This window comes from Synechococcus sp. CS-197 (genome assembly GCF_025128215.1).
Classification (GTDB): Bacteria; Cyanobacteriota; Cyanobacteriia; order PCC-6307; family Cyanobiaceae; genus Synechococcus_C.
Map to the genome: position 1 here is coordinate 1 of NZ_JAHLZC010000013.1, position 4,722 is coordinate 4,722.

Genomic DNA, 4,722 nt, shown 5'->3' on the forward strand with positions numbered 1-4,722 from the left:
AAAGCGGGTCATGGCCCGGTTGCCGCGGTAGGTGCCGTTGGGGTAGCCAGCGACGCAGCCGTAGCGCTCGATCAGGTTGCTCAGTGCCTGGTAAGCCCAGTCGGTGGGATACACATCAGAGAACTGAGTGATGCTGGTGACTTGGTCGCGGCTGGCAGCAGAACGGCCCTTTTTGGACTTGGCGGTGTACTCAGACACCCCCTCGATATTAAGCTCAGTGGCTGAAGCGGGTCGGATTGCATCAGAGGCCAGGGGAGCCAACAGCCCAAGGGCTGCAGGTGCCACCAGCAGTCGCTGGAAGAGTTTCATGGAATTCCTCACACCAAAAATTGAGGGAACACGCCGTAGCGATAGTGAAAATCTGTTGCATTACCCACCCTTAACCAGGGCACTTGTGACGCTCTTTCGCGTGACTTGTATCAATTCGATCACTTTGCGCCCCAAACGGTGCTTTTAACTACCAAAAAATTTGGTCGATGGTGAATACCACACCTTGCTTGATGCGCTTGATTGGGCACGACTGTTGCTCGCGCGCGTGAACCAGCTTCAGCGATGGGAAGGCCGCAGCCGGATCAAAGGCCATGCGCTGGCAGCGGGCTTGTTTGCAGTGGTGATGCTCGGATTGCAGCTGTGGAAATCCTGGGTTCTTTTGGCTGGATACGACCAGGGAATTTTCCAACAGGTGGCATGGAACAGCCTGCACGGCCGTTGGTTTGAAAGTTCCCTCTCCTCGCAGCTCTCCACCAACGTTGTGCATGCCGGTGAGCTCCCGTTCGTGGGTTACGAACGGCTTGGCCAGCACTTCACGCCCACCCTCCTGCTCTGGGCACCACTGCTTGGCGTGTTCGGCGCCGCTGCCCTTCCTGTTGTGCAGGTGGGCCTGATCACAGCTGCTGGCTTGGTGCTGCACCGACTGGCTGCCCCACGCCTCCCCGCGAGGACGGCGAACTGGCTTGTGATTGCTTTCTTCGCAGGCAATGCACTGATCGGTCCCACCCTTGGGAATTTTTCCGATCTCTGCCAGCTGCCCTTGGCTGTGTTCGTGTTGATGCTCGGCCTGCTGGAGAGCCGATGGGCCCTGACGGTTGCCGGAGCCCTGCTCATGCCGCTGATCCGCGAGGACACAGGGGTGATTCTCGTAGCCATTGGCCTATGGCTTCTGGTGCGATCCCGGGAGCGCTGGCGCTTGGCGTTGGTGCTGATCGCCTGGGGGGGTGGCTGGGTTGTTGTGTGCACGAACGTCTTGATGCCGTTGTTCTCCGACGACAACAGCAAGCGCTTCATGGTGGAGAACTTCGGCCAGTACCTCGGTGCTGACCCAGACAAGGGAAGCAGCAGTCTCGGGGTGCTCAAGCGTGTCTTCAGCCAACCGGTCTTGCTCGTTCAGCAGCTGATCGATCCACCGGGGAAGACCCTGCGCTATCTGCTGGGCCACAGCCTGCCCTTTCTTTTCGTTCCCCTGATCAGTCTCGACACCTGGCTGCTTGCAGGCCCCAGCCTTTTGGGGCTGTTTTTAGCCCAGGGAACCAATGACCCCCTGGCGATCACCATTCGCTACACCTGGCTGGTCGTGCCTGGTTTTGCCTTGGGTGCACTGTTCTGGTGGGAGCGTCGTGCTGTTCCATCACCAGGACCAAGGGTGCGACTGGCCTGGGGAGCAGCCCTGACCCTCTCGCTGCTGCTCACCGTGACCAGCAATCCCCACCGCAGCCTGTCGATGGTGATGCCCGACAGCATTGACCCTTGGCTTTACTCCTCTCCTGCGCAGCAGTGGGTTCATGGCCTGCGCGCGCGCAAGGCCCTGAAGGTGATCCCCGAAACCGATTCCGTCGCCGCGAACACGCCCCTAGTGCCGCTGCTGGCACAACGCCGGGCCATCGTGCGCTTTCCCTACACCACCAACTACCTGGATCAGAACCGCCAAGAGCAGCGTGTGCAGTGGGTCGCCGTCGATCTTTCGCTCCTGGAGCGCTACGGGGTGGCTTTCCGTAGGGACTGGCGCCAACACAAGAAAAGCCTGGCCTGGATCGAGGACAACCGACAGACCTACACACCGCAGGCCATCCGGGATGGCGTTGTGGTTTTGCAGCGCCAGGGACCGCGCCATCCGGTCCTCGACAAGGAACTCAGCGCCCTGCTGGAGCGCCCCCGGCCACCATCCCCCTCGAAGCGCGCCCAACAGTCTTAAAAACGATGCCCCCGTTCGGAAACCGAACGGGGGCTCTCGCCGGGTCCGCTCTGGCGCGGAACCGATTGATCAGTCAGAGGATGATGCCGTCAGCCGGCGTTCTCCGCGATCAGCAGACCCTGCATGAAAGAACTGGAACTCATGGACACCTCCTCCTGGATGGATTGATGATCGCCGGTGATGCATCCGGAGATGCCCTGAATCCGAAGATCAAGGAACACCACCACACCACTGCGCTCTGAACACTTGAACCATAACGGAAGCGAACGGCCCCGGGGTCTGCTGGCTCCGCTGACGCTCTGGATCACAACACTTGTGATCTGGCTTCCCTGGCTCGGCAATGTTCCTTTAAGGGATTGGGATGAGGGAATCGTGGCCACCGTGGCCCGCGCCACATCCCAACAAACCGGACTGAGCTGGCTGCTGGCCCTTAAGGATGCAGGGGAGCCCTATCTCAACAAACCGCCTGGACTGCACTGGTTGATCGGCACCAGCATCCAGACCTGGGGAGAAGGGGAAGGGGTTGTGCGCGCGGTGCCTGCCCTGGTGTCCACCCTGGCCGTTCCCTTGCTGGTGTTGCTGCGCAGGGAACTCAGCCGTGATCAATCAGGAGAACGCTCCGCCTTGGCTGCTGGGTTGGTGCTGATGACCCTGTTGCCGATGGCACGCCACGGTCGTCTGGCGATGCTTGATGGAAGCCTCGTGAGCTGCAGCCTGATGCTCTGGCTCGGATGGCTCGGCAGCCGGCGGCAAAGCCGCTGGGCCGTGCTGGCCGGGCTGGGAGGCACCGGAGTGCTGCTGCTCAAACCACCAGCCTTGATTGGCTTCACTGCCATCATCGTCATGATCACAGTGCTGGAGAAGCTGAGCCAGCAGCACCTGAGCCAAAGCAAGCCATCTCAACAGCACAACATCCCATTCAGACGACGGATCGGCTGGCTCGTGCTGGGAACGACACCCGGCCTGGTCTGGCATCTCTGGCATGGCTGGTGGCGTGGACTGGATGCCTTGGTGATGTGGGGCGGTCAGGGCCTGAGCCGAGTGACCTCCGTGGTGGAAGGCAATCAGGGGGGCTGGCTGGTTCCGATCACCGAAGTGCTGGAGGGGGGTTGGCCGTGGTTGCTGCTGCTGCCGGCGGGGCTCCGCTGGGCCTGGCACCACCGCCATGAACGTGCAGGACTCTGGGAACTGGGACTGCTCGTGGGTAGCGCTGCCCTTGTGCTGCCGCTGCGCACCCAACTTCCTTGGTACAGCCATCTGCTCTGGCCGAGCATTGCCCTGCTTTGCGGCGAGGGACTGAGTCAGCTGTTGGTGAGCGGCAAGCCCCGATGGGTCCCGTCCATCTGGACGGGGCTTGGCGCAGGATTACTGCTAGCCGGCTCCATGGCGTTGCTCGGCATCACCGACGCTGTCCCTGCCGCATCGGTCCTGTCGGCTGGCGCCGGGTTGCTGATGGGCGGCCTCTGGATGCGCGCACCCATCAAGACCAGGCGATGTCGAGGGCTGCTGCTGTTGGTTGTTGGCTGGAGTATGGCCCTGCTCAGCCTCTGGCATAGCCGACTCTGGCTCTGGGAATTGAACGAAACTTGGGATCCAAGGCCGATCGCAGCCGTCATTCGCAAGCTTCCAGCTGAGGACCCGGTGGTTTTGCAGGGACCAACCCGTCCCTCTTTGGGCTGGTACGCCGGTCGACCTCTGCGTCGACTGCAATCGGAGCGCCCCGCTGAGCGTCATTGGTTGATCACCCGCAAATCGCCTGCATCTTGCAGGCAGCAACCGATGACAATCAACGGTGACTGGCAGCTGTGGCTTTGCCCTGCCGTTCCCACATCCACACAATGACGTAACGGCAGCGTTACTGGATTAACACGGCAACGTGCAATTCATGACAACGAAAGGGCATTAAAAAGCGCCTGCCGGAGCAGGCGCCATTCAAAACAGTCAAACCGAAGGATTGATCAGAGTGCGTTACCGCGGGGAAGAACCTCTTCAGGGAAGACGAAGTTTTCGTGCGGCTGGTCAGCCGGTGCCATCCAGGCACGCAGACCTTCATTGAGAAGGATGTTCTTGGTGTAGAAGGTCTCAAATTCGGGATCTTCTGCAGCGCGGATCTCCTGCGACACGAAGTCGTAGGCGCGCAGGTTGAGGGCCAGGCCGATGATGCCGATGGAGCTGGTCCACAGGCCCATCACAGGCACGAACAGCATGAAGAAGTGCAGCCAACGCTTGTTGGAGAACGCAATTCCGAAGATCTGGCTCCAGAAGCGGTTGGCGGTGACCATCGAATAGGTCTCTTCTTCCTGAGTGGGCTCGAACGCCTTGAAGGTGTTGGCCTGCTCGCCGTCCTCAAACAGGGTGTTTTCCACGGTGGCGCCGTGAATGGCACACAGCAATGCGCCGCCGAGGATGCCGGCCACGCCCATCATGTGGAAGGGGTTCAGGGTCCAGTTGTGGAAGCCCTGGAGGAAGAGGAGGAAGCGGAAGATCGCAGCCACACCGAAGGAGGGCGCGAAGAACCAGCTGCTCTGGCCGAG

General features: G+C 60.9%; 4 protein-coding genes and 1 pseudogene. 2 read left to right on the forward strand and 3 right to left on the reverse strand.

The window, feature by feature from the left end; all coding sequences use genetic code 11:
* The coding region (locus KQ296_RS04865; protein WP_259726374.1) for an S-layer homology domain-containing protein at window positions 1–309 on the reverse strand (309 nt) is incomplete at its 3' end.
* 304 nt (window positions 310–613) lie between these two features.
* Here KQ296_RS04865 and KQ296_RS04870 point away from each other — a divergent pair.
* The gene (locus KQ296_RS04870; RefSeq protein ID WP_259726376.1) at window positions 614–2,188 is read left to right on the forward strand and encodes a DUF2079 domain-containing protein; all 1,575 of its coding nucleotides are present in this window, start codon (window positions 614–616) and stop codon (window positions 2,186–2,188) included.
* 89 nt (window positions 2,189–2,277) lie between these two features.
* Here KQ296_RS04870 and KQ296_RS04875 read toward each other — a convergent pair whose 3' ends face one another.
* The gene (locus tag KQ296_RS04875; RefSeq protein WP_259726375.1) at window positions 2,278–2,415 is read right to left on the reverse strand and encodes a hypothetical protein; all 138 of its coding nucleotides are present in this window, start codon (window positions 2,413–2,415) and stop codon (window positions 2,278–2,280) included.
* A gap of 19 nt (window positions 2,416–2,434) precedes the next feature.
* On the opposite strand from KQ296_RS04875, the gene KQ296_RS04880 reads away from it, so the two are divergent.
* Window positions 2,435–4,030, forward strand: coding sequence for a glycosyltransferase family 39 protein (locus KQ296_RS04880; protein WP_011934126.1), 1,596 nt, complete (start codon window positions 2,435–2,437; stop codon window positions 4,028–4,030).
* A 116-nt stretch (window positions 4,031–4,146) separates the two neighbouring features.
* Here KQ296_RS04880 and KQ296_RS04885 read toward each other — a convergent pair.
* Window positions 4,147–4,722: pseudogene (locus KQ296_RS04885) on the reverse strand (photosystem II D2 protein (photosystem q(a) protein)); the annotation flags it as partial.